This window comes from Alteromonas sp. AO-Serp (assembly GCF_017849675.1).
GTDB classification, from domain to species: domain Bacteria; phylum Pseudomonadota; class Gammaproteobacteria; order Enterobacterales; family Alteromonadaceae; genus Alteromonas; species Alteromonas macleodii.
Genome location: NZ_JAFLMX010000217.1, coordinates 1 through 17352 on the forward strand (window position 1 = coordinate 1; position 17352 = coordinate 17352).

General features: G+C 45.6%; 15 protein-coding genes. 3 read left to right on the top strand and 12 right to left on the bottom strand.

The features are described from left to right. Positions 1 to 5 precede the first annotated feature (5 nt). From dnaB to QVA83_RS14660, 5 genes are all read right to left on the bottom strand, one after another. The gene (gene dnaB, locus QVA83_RS14640; RefSeq protein ID WP_014951107.1) at positions 6 to 1391 is read right to left on the bottom strand and encodes a replicative DNA helicase; all 1386 of its coding nucleotides are present in this window, start codon (positions 1389 to 1391) and stop codon (positions 6 to 8) included. A gap of 115 nt (positions 1392 to 1506) precedes the next feature. Then, positions 1507 to 1977 (bottom strand): hypothetical protein, encoded by a 471-nt coding sequence (locus QVA83_RS14645; RefSeq protein ID WP_014951108.1) that lies wholly within the window; start codon positions 1975 to 1977, stop codon positions 1507 to 1509. Between the two features lie 254 nt (positions 1978 to 2231). Continuing rightward, positions 2232 to 3233 (bottom strand): DUF4097 family beta strand repeat-containing protein, encoded by a 1002-nt coding sequence (locus tag QVA83_RS14650; protein WP_069945118.1) that lies wholly within the window; start codon positions 3231 to 3233, stop codon positions 2232 to 2234. Between the two features lie 13 nt (positions 3234 to 3246). Continuing rightward, on the bottom strand, positions 3247 to 3759 hold the full coding sequence (locus QVA83_RS14655; RefSeq protein ID WP_069945119.1) for a hypothetical protein: 513 nt from the start codon (positions 3757 to 3759) through the stop codon (positions 3247 to 3249). Continuing rightward, positions 3752 to 4327, bottom strand: coding sequence for an RNA polymerase sigma factor (locus QVA83_RS14660; protein ID WP_014951111.1), 576 nt, complete (start codon positions 4325 to 4327; stop codon positions 3752 to 3754). The genes QVA83_RS14655 and QVA83_RS14660 overlap by 8 nt, the downstream gene beginning before the upstream one ends. A gap of 117 nt (positions 4328 to 4444) precedes the next feature. Between QVA83_RS14660 and QVA83_RS14665 the strand changes: the two genes are divergently transcribed. Then, positions 4445 to 5095: an MOSC domain-containing protein gene (locus QVA83_RS14665; RefSeq protein WP_069945120.1), complete on the top strand. Its 651-nt coding sequence runs from the start codon at positions 4445 to 4447 to the stop codon at positions 5093 to 5095. A gap of 21 nt (positions 5096 to 5116) precedes the next feature. On the opposite strand, the gene QVA83_RS14670 is transcribed toward QVA83_RS14665, so the two are convergent. After that, positions 5117 to 6229 carry an MBL fold metallo-hydrolase gene (locus QVA83_RS14670; protein ID WP_069945121.1) on the bottom strand — a complete coding sequence of 371 codons (1113 nt, stop codon included), beginning with the start codon at positions 6227 to 6229 and terminating at the stop codon, positions 5117 to 5119. Between the two features lie 289 nt (positions 6230 to 6518). On the opposite strand from QVA83_RS14670, the gene QVA83_RS14675 reads away from it, so the two are divergent. Together QVA83_RS14675 and QVA83_RS14680 are read left to right on the top strand one after the other, a co-directional pair. Next, entirely contained in the window at positions 6519 to 7208 is a 690-nt protein-coding gene (locus QVA83_RS14675; protein ID WP_014977663.1) for a response regulator transcription factor, read from the top strand. After that, positions 7205 to 8635, top strand: a complete 1431-nt coding sequence (locus QVA83_RS14680) for a sensor histidine kinase (RefSeq protein WP_069945122.1) — start codon at positions 7205 to 7207, stop codon at positions 8633 to 8635. Before QVA83_RS14675 ends, QVA83_RS14680 begins: the two co-directional genes overlap by 4 nt. Here QVA83_RS14680 and QVA83_RS14685 read toward each other — a convergent pair. From QVA83_RS14685 to rpsR, 6 genes are all read right to left on the bottom strand, one after another. Then, positions 8613 to 9743, bottom strand: a complete 1131-nt coding sequence (locus QVA83_RS14685) for a PepSY-associated TM helix domain-containing protein (protein WP_069945123.1) — start codon at positions 9741 to 9743, stop codon at positions 8613 to 8615. The genes QVA83_RS14680 and QVA83_RS14685 overlap by 23 nt on opposite strands. A gap of 13 nt (positions 9744 to 9756) precedes the next feature. After that, complete coding sequence (locus QVA83_RS14690; RefSeq protein ID WP_061096100.1) at positions 9757 to 11802, bottom strand: TonB-dependent receptor; 2046 nt, start codon at positions 11800 to 11802, stop codon at positions 9757 to 9759. Positions 11803 to 11898: 96 nt separating this feature from the next. Beyond that, entirely contained in the window at positions 11899 to 12987 is a 1089-nt protein-coding gene (locus tag QVA83_RS14695) for an efflux RND transporter periplasmic adaptor subunit (protein ID WP_069945124.1), read from the bottom strand. 13 nt (positions 12988 to 13000) lie between these two features. Beyond that, on the bottom strand, positions 13001 to 16186 hold the full coding sequence (locus tag QVA83_RS14700; RefSeq protein ID WP_069945125.1) for an efflux RND transporter permease subunit: 3186 nt from the start codon (positions 16184 to 16186) through the stop codon (positions 13001 to 13003). Positions 16187 to 16645: 459 nt separating this feature from the next. Continuing rightward, on the bottom strand, positions 16646 to 17098 hold the full coding sequence (rplI, locus tag QVA83_RS14705) for a 50S ribosomal protein L9 (RefSeq protein WP_012519953.1): 453 nt from the start codon (positions 17096 to 17098) through the stop codon (positions 16646 to 16648). Between the two features lie 26 nt (positions 17099 to 17124). Next, positions 17125 to 17352, bottom strand: a complete 228-nt coding sequence (gene rpsR, locus QVA83_RS14710) for a 30S ribosomal protein S18 (protein WP_012519954.1) — start codon at positions 17350 to 17352, stop codon at positions 17125 to 17127.

The following is a 17352-nucleotide window of genomic DNA, read 5'->3' on the forward strand; positions in this document are numbered from 1 at the left end:
TGGCTTTAGTACTCGTCCGCAATGGCTGGGCCTGCGTAGTTATCAAATCGTGAAAACTGGCCTTGGAAGGTTAGTCGACAGGTACCTATTGGACCATTACGCTGCTTACCAATAATAATCTCTGCAATGCCCTTATACTCACTGTTTTCGTGATAAACCTCATCACGATAAATAAACATAATAAGGTCGGCATCCTGCTCGATTGAGCCAGACTCACGAAGGTCAGAGTTTACAGGACGTTTATCGGCGCGTTGTTCTAGCGTACGGTTAAGCTGTGAAAGGGCAACTACCGGCACTTCAAGCTCTTTAGCCAATGCTTTCAGTGAGCGAGAGATCTCTGCAATTTCCAATGTTCGGTTATCGCTAAGAGAAGGTACGCGCATCAACTGAAGATAATCCACCATGATGAGACTGATTCCACCTCGTTCGCGAGCGAGTTTTCTTGCGCGACTTCGCACGTCCATTGGTGTAAGGCCTGACGAATCATCAACAAACAAACAATCTTTGTCTTTGAGCATAGCCATGGTGTTGGAGATACGTGCCCAATCTTCATCATCCAGCTGCGCAGTACGAATTTTGGTTTGGTCAACGCGGCTTAATGACGCCAACATACGCATCATGATTTGTTCTGAGGGCATCTCAAGACTGAAAACAAGTACAGGTTTGTCTTCTGCCATCATGGCGTTTTCAATCAAGTTCATGGCGAAAGTAGTCTTACCCATCGATGGACGAGCCGCCACGATAATAAGGTCAGAGGGCTGCATACCACTGGTCATTTTGTCTAGGTCGGTAAAGCCGGTAGTAACACCGGTAACGTCTTTATTGGTTTTCACCAATTCTTCTAGACGGTCAATGGTCTTCCCTAAGATAGACTCGACATCGCGAGGACCTTCGTTTTCACCAGTTCTTCGTTCGGCAATTTCAAATACTTTACTTTCGGCCAGGTCAAGAATGTCTGCACTGTCACGGCCTTCGGGGTTGTACCCAACTTCCGCTATTTCATGCGCCACGCCAATAAGCTCTCGGGTTATCGCGCGCTCACTAATAATTTGCGCATAAGACACAACGTTCGCAGAACTTGGCGTGTTTTTGGCAAGTTCACCTAAGTAGGCAAAACCACCAGCATCTTCCAGTTCATCATGCTTTTCCAGCTCTTCTGATACTGTTATAAGATCTATTGGCTGGCTACTGTTTAGTAGTCGAGTGATAGCACGAAAGATAATTTGGTGTGAGCGATTGTAAAAATCGTTATCGGTAACAAGCTCCGCGACTTTGTCCCAGCTTTCAGGGTCAATAAGCATGCTGCCCAAAACAGATTGCTCAGCCTCAATGCTATGAGGTGGAACCTTCAATTTTTCAACATTCTTATCGTTTTTAGACGCAGACGCCACGAGTGAAACCTATTCCAATGCACAAAAGTCAGTTGGATATTATGCGCTTTTAACGTCCATCACTCAACAAAGGAAGTCGTCATTTTGTTGCGAAAGCGCAAAAAGACAACATCGTTTAAAGCGTTTTCTCCAGCTTTAAAAACGTACCGTCAACCAAGGTGTAGGCGCTGCCACCTTCCTGAAAAATGAGTGTAGAACCCATGATTGCTGAATTATCAAGGCACGACAAACTTACTTCAGTAATCTTGTCGTCGCTAAAGCCGAGCGATGATGGAGAGGCTTTAAAAGCAGCATAAAAATCTTGATTACTGATATTTTTCGTTGAATACACCGGTGACTCACAGAATGCCTGATCGAGTTTAGCCGAGTCTGAAGCATAGGTTACCGAGCGACCCAAGAACTTTTCTGACTCTATTGATGAGTGAGCTGAAACACCTACATTATAGGCCTTAGTCACCACCCAAGTACCTTCGTAATAAGCGGGTTCCTGAACAGCACAGCCTAGCGTAAATGCGCATATTCCAAACGCACCAATAATTAGACTATGAAATCGCCAAAACCTTTTGACGTGTCCAACAATACTCAATTTAACCTCCAATCAAAAAATAACAAACCATGTGATGATGTGGGTGAAGCGTGCAGGTCCGCTAACTTGTAACTAAGAGCCATTAAAACGCACTTTTGTTACTTACAAACGCTCAGCTACACATTTTTAGCGACCAAACAAAAAAAGCTGCGATCACTCGCAGCTTTTCATTAATCACCACATGTCTGATTAATAAATGTGGACTAAATTCATTTTTTCAACCTAAAGTTTCAATTGTGTTGCCTATAGCTTATTCACTTTTGGTCTATTTCAATTCGCCCGTGTACCGTAGAGATGTCTACATTTGCAGCCCCACCGTTGTGGATAAAGCGTAGCCAGCTACCTGGGCCATACTTAGGCTTTTGCGACTTTTCATCACTGATATTGTTTACAATGTTGCCGCCAGCGTGCGTCTCAATATCAAATTGTGCCGATACGCCATCTTGAAAGACAAATTCCATCGCACCGCCTACAGAATTCGCTTTTACGCTACCGTTCTTATTAAGACCTAAACTTGCGTAAGTCCTTCCATTAACCGTATTGATTTGCAGTACGTCTACCGCTTGAAGAGACACATCGATTCGACCGTTGACGGTTTCTACTGATACGTCTGGGCTATCGGAAGTGATGTCGAGCTTGCCATTAACTGACGCAAAGCTCACTGGCGTGTTTCCTGAGTGTGACGCTTCAATTTCGCCATTCACTGTTTCCGCCTCTAAACGGCCTCTCACATTCTCAAGCACGATATCGCCATTAACCGACTCAACTTCAACCCGCTCACCTATGTTTTTAAGGGTTACGTCGCCGTTTACCACCTCAACATCTACTGCTTTTGTTATACCTTCTGCAATAAGATCAGCATTGACCGCGGTATAGTGAAGGTCGCTTGCTGAAGGTATATAGATAACAAGGTCGTCGCCATCTTTACCTTTATTAAACCAGCTCTTTGAGTGGCGCTTGACTTCAACGTGTATAACCACGACATCTCCACGTCTTTCAAAGATAAACTCTTCAGTTTGATCGCCCAGTTCACCGGTGACACGAACCTGAGACTTATCCCAAACTCGGATATCTGCTTTTCCGTTGATGTGTTCAATGTCCACTTTCGGCGAAGACGATGTGTCGATGGTCTTATCTACTTTTTCTCCTGCAAACGCCGCAGTAGCGATACTTAGCAGCGCAGTAGTAAGTAATACCTTGGCCCCCAAAGGTGCCATGAACGTGTGCAAAAATGTGCTTTTCGTATTTATATTCATCTTTAAACCCTTATTAAATTTGCTGCCACTTTGGCGCGTGCACTCGCTCAATTAAGGCAATCTGCTGTTGATATACGTGATGCAGCATTTTAATTAATGCTGAGTTGTCTGGATCGTCCTTTAATGCCGCTTTAATAACATCTGCAGCATCGTCCAATTCTTTTAATTGCTCTTGCCAATCTTCAGTTAGCGCCGTTGTACTTTCATAACTAGCAAGAAGACTATTCACTTGTTGTTGTTGCTGCATACTCATTGCGTCAATCAGGGCATAGCCATCGCTTCGATTTTCATCAGCTTTAAACGCAAAAGGAGCCGCGAACCACAATACAGTAACTAAACAAACGCTTGCGGCTATTGCCATCCACTGTTTTGATGTAACCGTAGATGATGAAGCGTCGTCTTGTGAAGCGTCGCCTTGCTGCGATGTTATGCCGAGTTCAATACCTCGCCACAAATCTCGTTCTGGCTGCTTCTCTTTCGATATCCCAGAAATATGCTGAGCAAGCTTGTCGTCAAAATTACTCATCATCGACTCCCATAAAATCTTTCAATAATTGCTTAGCACGGAAAAATTGTGCTTTGCTTGAGCCCACTGCCATGTTCAACATGCTGGCAATGTCTTCATGCCTGTAACCTTCAATTGCATGGAGGACAAAAACCATTCTGGCTCGCTCGGGTAAGCGAATAACTAATGCTTCTAAATCCACATCGGTGCTGTTTTCTTCAGCCGGCATCTCGTTAATGCCGCTGTTTTCCAAGTTAAACATGCGCTGCACCCACCCTTTCTGCTTGCGCATATAAGAGATGGTAATGTTTGCCGTAACACTGTGTAACCATGTGGAAAATTGGCTTTGCCCATCAAAATTACCCAATTTTTTCCATAGCTGAATAAAGACTTCTTGCGAAGCATCTTCTGCCATTCCCTTTTCACCTGTAAGCCGGTAACAAAGCGCGTAGACTCGCCCAATATGTTCATCGTAAAGGGACCGAAACGCCTGCTTATCGCCCTTTTTCGCTTTAGATATCAGCTCATTTTCGCTTTTATTACCAAACACCACATTGGCGTGTACAACACGTTGTTGTGTGTGTTCCATTCTTTTCTCTTTGTTATTTGTGGTGCTGATTAGCATTAGCACTTGTTAGTGTTATAAGGTTAGTCGTACCCTATAGTAGAAAGGTTTAAATGCACAAAAATATTTTTTGGAGATGCCATGTCTACCTCATTTTCTGTTAACGCTCTGTTTGCTGGAAAACCTCAGCCGCTAGGCCCTCGTGGGGCACCAAGCAGTATTGTTAAAGTCCCCGTCGACGCGTTAACGGTGCATATGGACAGAACCGATGAAGACGAACAGGCCAACAAACGGCTTCACGGTGGACCGGAGAAAGTGCTGCATCAGTTCAACCCGACCAACTATCTGACATTAAGAAAGCATTTTCCTGAAGGCGACTTTTCGCTGGGCAGCATTGGCGAAAACATCAGTGTAGAGGGCATGGACGATGCTACCGTTTATATCGGCGATATATGGAAGTTCGGCGAGGTAGAACTGCAAGTAAGCGCCCCCCGTGCCCCTTGCAATAAAATCTCGCAACGCTTCGAAGTGCCCAATTTAGATAGATTTGTCGGAGAACGAGGTATCACTGGCTGGTATTACCGGGTTATTAAAACCGGAACCATCAGTGTTGGCGACGAAGTAACACTACTGCACCGTGAGGACGATACCGTTAATGTTCACACCCTAATGCAATGCGCCCATACCAAAGCAGACAAAGCCCTGGCCCAAAAGCTAGCGAATCTTGAGGCGCTTGATGACGAATGGCGCGGAAAATGCCAAAAAATTGCGGATAAGATTGCGGATAAATAAGCCATTTATCCGTAGCTTAAATTAAAAAGACGCCTGTTCACCTTCATTCAAAATAACCCAAGGCATTGCAGGGTTTAGCTGCTTCTTCATTTTCATAAGACGAAATAGCGCAGAATGTGACGTCTTGTCACCCATCATCCAGCTGGCATTTCCATAGCCCCAAGGCACTACGGCTTTACAGCCTAGGTCTTGGGCCGCAACAATGGCATCTTCTGGCGTAGTATGTACCTTGCGATACCATTTAGGTGAGGTTTCGCTGAAATAAGACGCTATAGGTAACAGGCAAACATCTATTTCACCAAAGCGCGCTTTAATATCCATGAAGTGCGGTGAATATCCCGTATCCCCCGCAAAGAACAATGTTTTGCCTTCACTCTCAAATACCCAACCACCCCACAGTGTCGCATTGTCGTCCTCGTACAAATAAGGCACCCAAATTCGGTTACTGAAATGATGGGCCGGCACGAAGTGGATAGAGGTTTTGCCTACGTTTTTGCTGGTATACCACGCCATTTCTTTAATGGTGTAGCCTCTATTAGGGAAGTGCTCTGCGAAACCTAACGGAACAAGATATTCGGGCTTTGTGCCTAATTCGGCAATATCGGCTTTATTGAAATGATCATAGTGAATATGGGAATAAACCACAGCATCGGTTTGTGCGAGTTTGTCTTCACCTACCTCAGCGGGTTCGTTGCGGCTGAACCCCTCCGCCAATCGAAAAGCCCAATTGACGGGCCAATCAAACTGCCCAAACACAGGGTCAATAAGTATTTGCTCACCACTTGCGGTGTTAAGTAAAAAACTTGCGTGCCCTAACCAGGTGACATTAAAGCCGGTGTGCGAGTTCACTGTCGGGTTGTTGCCAACGAACTGACAATTTTGCATGTCACTTTCACATTCAATATCGGCAGACGCTGGGTAGCAATCATTAGTGCACGTGACGGGGTATGCTTTAAAACTGTCGTAAATATTGCTGAATCTGTCCTCATACCCAGGCTCATTGGCGTGCTTGATTACAGCATTTTCACTTTCTATCTGAGTAACATGATTAGAGCTGGCGCAACCAGTAACGACACTTCCTGCTACTACTAGCGACGCCGACAACGTCGTTAACTTCTTTAAACTCATTACCATTTTTAAGATCGTGTCCTTGTAGCTCCAACCTAGGAGGCAAAGCGCTTAGTTGACTGCTTCGTCTATGCTTTATTTACTCAATTGTGCAGACATCAAGAGCACCGCAGTTTAGCGCAAGCACTAAGATAGCTGTTAACCGTTATTGTAAAGCGAGAAACCATCAGCACCACAGTAAATTTGTAACAATATAAAAGCGCGCGTTAGCGGCCCCATTTATCGTCACAAACCGATTAGTTGCAAATGATAACTATTATTAATAGTATGTTTAAAATTCTTTCCTGAAGCCATTATGCGTAAAACCCGAATACTCATTGTTGAAGATGACGCGACGTTAAGTGAACAAATCACACAGCTGTTGCAGTCTCGAGGATTTGACACTCGCCACGAAAGTGACGGTAATGCTGGATTACAAGCTGTGCTTGAGGAGAACTTTGACCTTGTGTTACTCGACATACGCCTTCCCTCTTTAAACGGCTTGTCGCTGTTAAACCAATTAAGGCAAATAAAGCAAACCCCGGTGATGATGATCACCGCATCAGGTGCCGAACAAGAAAGGATTGAAGGCTACCGTAAGGGCGCAGATGACTACTTACCCAAGCCCTTCAATTTTACTGAAATGATGCTTCGCATCGACGCACTGTTGCGACGCAGCAAAACACTAAACGACTCAGGCACGCAAAAGTCGGAAATCATTGTTGATGTGCTTTATTTAAATCGCATTCAGCAAGTTACCAAATACCACTCAAGATTACTCGAATTCACGCCAATACAATTTAAGCTTCTTTGGATGTTAGTAGATAACAAAGGGGAAACGTTGAGCAAAGCATTTCTTTATCACAGCGTGCTTAACAAACCCTTTTCGAGGTACGACCGAAGCTTAGATATGCATTTGTCTAGAGTACGCAAAAAGCTCGTTGAGACTGGCATGCCCCCTGAACGCCTTGCCACTGTCCACGGCCAAGGATATCGCTTTTCGTGAAAAATAAACTGCTATGGCGACTGTGCGCATTTATTGCCGTTGGTACTGTTCTGTTATTTTGGGCCATCGCGTGGCTTACCAATCATACCGAGACCAGCATGAGTTTTATCGATAAAGCTCATCAAGAAACCCTTTATTCCTATGGTCAAGAAGCGGAGAAAATCTACCTGGAGGATGGAGAACAAGCGTTAGCTGCTTTTTTGCAAGAAGTGAAGACAACAGAGGACACGTGGCTTGCCGTAGTTAACTCCCAAATGACCACATTCGCTAACACCCAAATGTTAGATGAGTTTGTTGACCGATTTCAAATAGGCCGCAGCCCCGAATGGAAAATACATTTGTACTTTTCTGAAAACCCTGTGATGGAAGTCCCCTTCGTCGATGACAATACGCACTTTTTAATTCAACTTCCACAGCGTATGCGCCCAGGTTCGTTATTGCTCGCCACACGCTTAACGCTTCAAATCGCATTACCTCTAGTGATATTAAGTCTGTTGAGTTTTATGCTGTATCGACACCTAATGACGCCACTAAAGCAATTAGAAAATGCCACAAAAGATTTCGCAAATGGCAATTTAGAAGCCCGTGCAATGGCTGCAATGCCCAAGCGAAATGACGAACTTACTGGGCTTGCCCAGACGTTCGACAAGATGGCCCAAAGAACCAGCAGTCTCATTTATAATCAAAGAAGTTTGCTTGCTGATCTCTCTCACGAGCTTCGCACGCCTCTTGCCCGCATTGATATGGCAATAGACTTTGTAGAGCAAGACATTAATCGTGAACAAGCACTTTCACGCCTGCGTTATGAAGCAAGTACGATGAGAGAGCTTGTTGAAGATACCCTAACCTTTGCATGGCTAAATACAGAATCGCCACAATTGAACAGCGATGACTTTGACTTGGTAGAACTTATCAATGTTATTTGTGAAGATGCGCGGTTTGAATACCCTGATAGAACCTTGCATGTCGACACACCTGAATGCGCGAATATTGAAAAGAGCAGCCAGCTTGCTTTGGGGCAGGCGTTAGAAAATATTATTCGTAATGCTTTGCGTCATACCCCTGAGCAAAGCAAAGTGAGTTTAACGCTGACCAGCGATAATAATAACTATGTTATCACGGTTACAGACGAAGGCACCGGCGTCCCTGAATCAATGCTAGACGCCATATTCGAACCTTTTTTCAGAGTAGACAAGGCACGGGCAGCCAAAAACTACGTACATGCCGCAAAGCGCTCTGGCTTTGGTCTTGGGCTTGCACTGGCGAAACGTCAAATTGCCGCTGTGGGCGGCGACATTTCGGCGATAAATCGCGCTGCACTAATCAAAGACAACGCATTACATAGAGACGCTAGTGCTACAAAGCAAACAGGGCTAGTCGTTACCATTACCCTGCCTAAGTCTTTTAATGCTGCTTTCGCAAATTGAGAAGTCTCTGCACACCGAGTAGTGTGCCAGTATAAACTAAGATACAGCAAAGCAAGCTTACCAGCCCTGCAATGGTCTGCCCTATAAAGCCAAAGTATTCTCCCGTGTGCAAAAAGCGGGAAGTACCCCAAGCCTGACTCCCTTTGGGCCAATCGGTTTTGTACAGTGTCCTAGTGATGTCACCGGTTCCCGTGTCGAAATACAGTGAATACGCTAACTCTTGCCTGTGCCCTATACTTTTATCGATATAAAACCGTGCAACACCCTCACTTTTGCCAATTTCCATCCACATGGAATACCAATCCTGATAGCCATTTTCATTGGCGTGTTGCTGAGCTTTGGTAAATAGCGTGTCGTAACTGACAACGTCGGCGTCTAGCGTCTCAGGCATAGCTTTCTTTTCGCGAGTAGGGACTTGTTCACCGTACATTCCATACAATGCTTTGTTTGCCCACTCAAAATAAAACAGGGTAGCCGTTAGTCCAATCACAACTAAAAAAGGCAGTGACCACATACCAAAAACAAAATGCCAATGTCGGCGACGGTGCTGTTTATTAGTGTACTTTTGCCGTAACCACATTTGCTGCTTTAAGGATTTTTTCGATATGTGTTTGGGCAACCATATGATGACTCCCGATAACAGCAAAAAAATAAAAATAAGATTGCTATAAGCCGTTATGGTTTTGCCAATTAATTGGTAATCCCCTTCCATTAAAAGATATCGATGCAGGTCAGTTATGACATGAAACGCTTCTTCAACGACCCCTTCTCCTTCTCTTAATATATCTCCGGTATAGGGGTGAATAAGATAGCTGTGTTCGCCGGCCCATGCGGGAATTGCCGCTCGCTCGCTATTGACCCATCGAACAAAAATATGCGCTTCGTTAGGATGCTTTTCACGAAGTATTGATACAACCCGCTCAGTCGAGATTACCGACTTTTCGATATCAATCGTTTGTGCATAAGCCATTTCACTTAGCTCTTTGAACTGGCGCTCGTAAGTGAGTAATACACCGGTAAAAGCCATAATGAAAACGACAATGCTGGCCAATAAGCCAGCAAAGAGGTGGGCCCAAAAGACCCACCTTTTAAACGTGGAAAAGTTCATCTAAAGGCGTTGCTTAGAAATCGTAAGTCACAGACAAACGAATATCTCGTCCAGCTTCTTGCGGACCAATAACGCTTGGGAATACTTCGCTGTAGTCACCCACACTTGAATGGTCGATATACGCTTCATCAAACAAGTTCGTTACCGCCAGATTTAAGCGAAGGTCGTTTGTGACTTCCCACTCGCCATAAATATCCACTAGGGTATAGTCTGCTTTGTTAAGTGAATAAAGCGAGTCGGTCCAACCGTTTTCCAAAGCCTGATGTAGTGTATCTATGTTGATGTCGTCAACCATAGTGATGTTAAAGCCAACGCTAATGTCTGCAGTAACGGTGTAATCTGCACCAAGTACCCACGTATCACCGCGACTATTACCTAAGCCAACAAACTCGTATCCGTTAATATCGATGCTGTTATAGGGTACGCTGTACAGATCTTCACGAGGCATCAATTCAACATCTACGCTTGAAAACCCAAAGTACACGTCAACAGAGTCCCAGCGATACGCAAGGTTAAACTCTACGCCAGATGATTCTAGGTCGCCGATATTATTAAATACCGAGTTTCCTTGATAACCGCTAAATAGCACATCATCAATAGTAGATTCATAGGCGCTAAGGCGTGCATTAAGGTTATTCGCGCTGTATTCGATTGACGCTTCAATATTAGTGACAGTTTCAGGCACCACGTCACTGGCAACAACGGGAACGTCCTCACCATCATATAAGTATTCGTCAAGCGTGAAACCATCACCAATTTGCTTACCGCGCGCCGCTTCTGCGTAACCAAGACCAAGGGTCCAAGCTTCGGTAAGCTGATACTCAAGACCGACGTTAAAGCTAAGTTCATTGTCGTCTAGTCCAGATGGCTCATCGGTAACGGGTGTGCCGTAATAGTCATCGATCAAGATTTGTTGCTGAAAATCAAAGTCGTCATAACGAACACCGTAGCTCAACAGCAACTCTGGTGTGATATTGCTATGAGCTTGCGCGTAAATACCCATTACGCTGCCTTCTTCTGCGTTCTGCACAGGACCTACGCCAGGGCCACTTTCTACCTCATCTTTACGATAGTCGATACCGTAGGTGAATACGTGGTTTGAAATGTCGGTGGTGTTTCTAATATCAAAACCATAGGTATCGATATCAGACAAGAAATCGAAACGGCCGCCGCGGAACGATGATGATGTTTGGTATGCAGTGGCTTCTAAGAAAACCAATGCGCTGTGGTCAAAGCGGTAGTTCGCTACGTAGGTATCACGCTCTGCTTCACTAGGATAAAGTGGAGCACCTTCTAGTACTACCCAGTTAGGTCTTGCCGAAAACTCACCTTCTTCATCGCGCTGCTCTGCACTTATTGAAAGGTATTGATTATCCGCAATGTAACCACTGGCTTTAAGGAACATGAGATCTTGATCTGCGGCAGTACCCAGCACTTCGTTGCCGTCGCCATCTTCAAAGTTATCTCTGTCAACCGTGCTGTAATAACCTAGCAAGCCCCATGAATCACTTAGCTTTCCATAAAGGCTGCCGCTATATCGGGTGCCTTCGTTTGAGAAATAACTCGCTTTTACTCGACCACCAAATTGTTCGTCGCCTCTCAATAAATCTTGCGCATCTTTGGTTTTAAAGCGGATTGAACCACCAATGGCACCTGGGCCACTGGTTGCTTCACCTGCACCAGCCTGCACATCGATTTGCTTCAAAAGATCGGGATCTAGCGTTACGCGGCCAATGTGGTGAAATAGGGTTGAGGTTTGTTGCGCGCCATCTACGGTTACATTCAGGTAGGCATCTTCTAGTCCACGGATAAAGATTTTCTGCGCTACACCTACTGAACCGCCAACGCTGACCGACGGAGACTCTCTAAAAACATCAGCTAAATCGTTTGCCTGAAACTGCTCAATATCCTCGGCAGTAATGCTCAAGTTAGTTGCTGCGCCTACCACAGCAACTCGCTCTATAGACTTGGTTTCTTCATTCTGGTTTTCTAGGGATTGCGCAAATACTACCGGACTGGATAGCGTGCATACTGCACTGGCTAAAACTAACTTTTTCAAGGATGTCTCCATTTGATAATCAACAATTACAAATAAGAAACATTCTCATTAACTTTAGTCTAAATGGATAGCACTTTTACATTTGTTACAATTCTCTCAGTTCTTCGCTGTCAAAGACTCACGCTCATTGTTGTAACGTACTTTCTGGCCTGCACGCAGACGTTCAGCTCCTCTCACCACGACCGAGCGCTTCGGGTTCACATCGCCAAACACTTCAATTCTATCGCCCATGCCCACCCCGGTTGTCACCTTAACCTGCTCCGCTTCATTATTTTCATTGAGCTGATAGATAAAGGTTCCCGACTTTCTTAGTACCAGTGCATCGCGGGGTATGGTGACACCATCATGAGTATCGCTGCTAGGCAACGCCACGCGCACTGCACTGCCTATAGGAAAGTCACCGGGGTTGATGGCAATTCGTAGCTCCATCATGCGCGATGTACTGTTGCCTACCGGTACAATGGCACGAATAGATTCTTCTACTTGGTTCACGTTATTGTGAACGCTTACGCTCATGCCGTTAGCAATATAGGGTAATACGTTGAGCGGTGCGCGCACCTGAACTTCAACACTATCAGGGTTTACCACGCGAAGCAGGGTTTGCCCTACCCCAGTGTATTCGCCCGGCGACTGCAGCCTTTCAACCACCAAAGCCGTAAAGGGAGCACGAATACTGCTTTGTGCTATCTGATACTCGGTGAATTCTAAATCCAATTTGGCTTGCGCTAACTCCTGCTTAGCATTTTCTAAGTCAGCTTCCACTTCCTCTAACTCACCTCTGGACGTGTTTTGACTGGCCTGAAGGTTTTTGTACCTCGCGAGACGTTTGGTAAACAGTTCAACCTGCGACTGCCATCTGGCAATATTTGAGGCATTTTGATTGCGGGTAATACTTAAGCGAGTATCGTCGACTTTAACTAAAGGCTCCCCCGCTTTTACCACATCACCTACATCTGCCATCCAAGTAATGCGACCGTCTACCTCAGAGGCTAGGTTCGCATCGATAACGCTAAGTACCGTTCCAGGAACCCAGGTAAGTTGTGAAATCGCTTGCTCTCTGGCTTCATCTATTTGTACCAGCACCGGCGGTGGTTGATTGCTATCCTGTGCTTGTGCGCTCAACGATACACAGCTTGCAAATAAGGTAAACACACTAAGGGCGAGAGTAGAAGTCGTTGCTTTCATGGTTGTCTTTTCCTTACACATGATCGTTGTATTTATTTTGTTTTGCGGTGGATGAGGTAGTCGGCGAAGCGCCAGTGCTCTCTATGCGCTCGGCCAGGGGTTTGAGTATGTTTACAGGTGACTTTGAAGCCGTCATACGCAGCAAGGTAGGCAGTAATAGCAAGGTGAATATGGTACTCACCGTCATTCCTCCCACAATAACAGCCGCAAGACCTCGGTAAATAACGCTGCCTGCACCTGGTAGCAACAGCAGGGGCAGCATGCCAAAGATTGAAGTCAGCGTGCTCATAAAGATAGGCCGTAAACGTAGTTTGATGGCTTGTTCTACCGCGTCATCACGGGTCAGCCCTTCTTGCTCTCCTATACGAGTCTGATGCACGAGTAAAATGGCATTGTTCACCACAAGCCCTAGCAAAATAATGAAGCCAATCATGGTTAACAGGTCCATGGGCTGGAAGGTAAAGATGTTCATGATACGAATAGCAATCACCCCGCCCACCGTGGCTAGCGGAATAGAAAGTACTACCAGCACGCTGTCTTTTAACGATTTAAACAACCCCGCCATTAACAGCAGTAGCAACACCATGGCAAAAAGAAAGTTATCAGCCATCGAGGCAATAGCGCCTTTTAAGCTATCCGCGCTACCACCATAATTAATAGCGCCATCGGTAGGCATCATGGCCATAATGGCAGGTTCAACCTCAGAGGTAATCACTTTCATGGCTTCTTCTAAACTCATCCCCTCTGGCGGATTTACGTTTAGCGTAAGGGTTCTTCGACCATCAATGCGCTGAATACGGCTTGGTCCTACGGCTCTTTCAATACCTACCAGTTCGCCTAATTGCACCACCTCGCCTGATGGCGTCATGACTGGCGTGCTGTTTAAGTCTTCGGGTGTAAACCAAGGTGCTGAGCGAAAGATAATATTCATGCGTTTGGTGCCATCGAAGTACTCCCCCACATACATACCATCACCCATGGCACGTACCAGGTTCCCCATACTGCCGCGATTTAACCCGACTTCCATCATTCTGCTGTCATTAGGGTAAAAGCGAAGCTCTGGTTCAGCTTGCTCTAGTGGAGGATTCGAACGCGCATTAGCGTTAGGGAAAACTTCTCTCAATTTGTCTAAACCTGCTTGCGCAGCGATGCCGAGCATGGCTTGGTCGGTACCTTGAAGATGAATGTCGATTGAGCGACCGTTTCCAAAGCCGCCGAACAAATTGCCTTGTTGTGAAAAGGTCTGTGTATCCGGCAAATCCTTTAAAATTTCATCGCGAACAATGGCTTCTAACTCTTTGACCTTAGACTGATCTTTAGCGCGCACACCCAAATTTCCGCCATTTGGCCATGTGATAATGTAGTAGTTTTTCAGCGCTGGCTGCTTTTCTCCGTCCATATAGGGCTGCAGTCTCTCAACGATAATTGGCATCACTTCTTCACTAATAAAGTTTTCACTGGCACCCGCAGGCAAACTTAAGAAGGCGTCAACGGCATCGCGTTTTACGGGCGGCAAATAATCCATGGAAGGCATAAGCAAAACACTACCTGTAATAGGCACGCCCATGAGTGTTAGAACTAATACAAGGCGGCGAAGCGGCGTACTTGATAGCGACATAATAGCGCGGGTTATCTTAGCCCATACCCGCTGTAAGCTATCAGCTGGCATGTTGCCATTAAGGTATTTAGCGGCAACGACGGGCAATACCGTTACCGCAACCACTAGCGACATACACACTGCAATGGCAATGGTAAGAGCGAGGTCAGCAAACAATTGCCCTTCAACATCTTCCAAAAACATGACGGGAATAAAAATAGCAACGGTGGTGGCTGTTGACGCCATGAGGGCACCAAACACTTCTTTCGTTCCCCGATGGGCACAATCCTCCATGTGCGTTTGTGAATTTGGGTCTTTATTTTCGATTTCGGCTTCGGCGCTCTTGCGCGTTCTTACAATGTTTTCCAGCACGACAATAGCGGCATCTAGCACCATACCTACCGCGAAGGCGAGTCCTGCCAGTGAAATGATATTGAGCGAGCGACCGGTAAGTTGAAGCACCACAAAAGTGCTAAGTAGTGAGATAGGAATGGCCAATGCCACAATGAGCGTTGCCCGCAGCTGGCGCATAAAGAGCCAAAGCACGGCAATGGCAAGCAGCACGCCTATAAATAAATTGCTGGTAACTAGCTGCACCGCTCTATAGATAAACACTGAGGCATCGAAGCTTTGCGCCATTACTAACTGTTCAGGGGCCAAGTCCTGTTCGTTTATTTGTGCAACTTTTGCTTTTACGGCTTCTAAGGTAGCTAAAACATTGGCGTTGTTTTGTCTGTCTACGCGAATAGATATGGCCGGATTGCCGTTTTGCACACTGTAGTTTGCACCGTCAGCGCGGGTGATTTTAATTTCGGCAATGTCATTTAAAGTGATCGGGCTGCCGTCTCGCCATTCAAGGATCATTTCACCCATTTGCGTAGGCTCGTAGCGACCTTCAAAACGCAGGGTATAGCGTCTTCTGCCCACATCGACAAAGCCGCCTGAAATATCATTCGCACGCCCCAACTCGTTGGCAACTGCCGTTAGGTCAATGCCTAACTGCGCCGCTTTAAACGGGTCGAAAACAATTTGAAACTCCTCAACGCCGCCAACCCCGCTTTCCATACGTGCTCTGGCCACGCCTGGAATAGCCTCAAGCTGAGGTTTAATGACATCGGTAAAAAAGGTTACATAGGTATTAATTTCGTTTGGATTGCCCGGAAGGCGCTGAAGAAAAAAGTAGGTCAAAGCGGGGGCGTCTCCCCCACTTCCAGCAAGCATAATATTAGGGGACAAGGCATCGCGAGGTAGTGGCGGTACGCGATTCATGCGGCTAATCACTTCAATGAGCGTTTTCTGCATGTCCGTATCTAAACCAAACTCTAGATTAATCCACGCATTACCTTGGTTTGCCCATGCATTCATCGACTCAAGGCCAGGGATCCCTTGCAGCACTTCCTCTTGAGGTTCAATGATCTCCGACTCAATTTCTTGGGGCGACGCAGCGCGCCACGAGGTCTGGATGTTAATATTCGGTCTTTCAATGTCAGGAAACAGCTGTACAGGTAAATTAAACAGGCTATATAGCCCTAAAAATACCAGCAGTGTTATTCCTATACCTACCCCAGTCGCGTTTTTTATTGCTTGCTTAGTGATGTCCATAATATGGCACTTATGCTTTTTATTGTTTGGTTTACTATAGGTCGCAGGAATGACAGAAAAAGTTTAAAGCCATGACACTAAGAATTTCAGCGATTATTAACATTTTGTTTAAACACCGTTTAAAAAACGTTATTTATCGCAGATGAGTGGACCTCAAAAATACGCCATTTGTCGGCGCTGGACATATTTGCTTACACCCACCGTTAATTAGGCGTCGCGACGTGGAGTGAGGGTAGGGATATTTTTAACTCGCCCTTCGGGAAGGTTTGGCAAGCATCACTATGGGAATTTAAAAAGCAACGGCCATTCCTACATTCCCACGCTTTGCTAGGAAACTTACCAGCACCTTCTGGGTGGGCAATCATCTATGCGGATTGGTATTGTTCTTTAAGTATCGAACAAAAATTTAGAGCAAAAAAAAGCCGCTCTAGGAGCGGCTTTTTTCAAATACGTCAGCGATTACGCTTCAGCAATGATGATCACTTTGATTGAAGTGATAACGTCAGAGTGAAGTTGTAAGTCGATGTCATACTCACCAGTTTCACGAAGAGTACCAGTAGGTAGTTTAACTTCTGCTTTTTGTACTTCAACGCCAGCTGCAGTGATTGCATCAGCGATGTCACGAGTACCAACAGAGCCAAATAGTTTACCTTCGTCACCAGCAGGAGCTGCGATTGTAACTTCAGCAAGCTCAGCAACTTTTTCAGCGCGTGCGTTAGCAGCAGCTAGTTGCTCAGCAATTTTCGCTTCAAGTTCAGCACGACGTGCTTCGAACTTTTCAACGTTGTCTTTAGTTGCAGGAACCGCTTTACCCTGTGGGAAAAGGAAGTTACGAGCGTAACCAGACTTAACAGTCACTTGGTCGCCCAGGCCGCCAAGGTTGGCGATTTTATCTAGTAGGATGATATTCATCTTAGCTAACCCTTATATTCGCCAAATTACTTGTGTGAATCAGTGTACGGAAGCAACGCAAGGAAACGTGCGCGCTTGATCGCAGAAGACAGCTGACGCTGATATTTTGCGCTTGTACCAGTAATACGGCTAGGGACAATTTTACCGCTCTCAGTGATGTAGTTCTTAAGAGTAGCGATATCTTTGTAATCAATCTCAGTCACACCTTCTGCAGTGAAACGGCAGAACTTACGACGTCTGAAAAAACGAGCCAT